Origin of the sequence: Liquorilactobacillus vini DSM 20605 (assembly GCF_000255495.1) — a bacterium.
GTDB classification, from domain to species: Bacteria; Bacillota; Bacilli; order Lactobacillales; family Lactobacillaceae; genus Liquorilactobacillus; species Liquorilactobacillus vini.
On sequence record NZ_AHYZ01000116.1, the window covers coordinates 1 to 232 of the forward strand.

At 34.5% G+C, this 232-nt stretch carries 1 pseudogene; it reads left to right on the forward strand.

The annotated features are described in order from the left end of the window. Positions 1–29 precede the first annotated feature (29 nt). Positions 30–232, forward strand: a pseudogene (locus ON15_RS07025) (phospho-sugar mutase); the annotation flags it as partial.

The following is a 232-nucleotide window of genomic DNA, read 5'->3' on the forward strand; positions in this document are numbered from 1 at the left end:
CTTGGGAAACAGCTTCGATTTTGAGTAGAATGGGCATTAAAGTTTATTTATCAGATTTTTATCGGCCTACACCGGAATTATCTTTTCTGGTACGTGATTTTCACGCTGCTGCTGGAGTAATGATAACCGCTAGTCATAACCCATATCAGTATAATGGATATAAGGTTTATAACAAATTAGGATGTCAGATTACTTTATCAGCTGCAAAAAAAATTATAAAAGAGATCAGTCA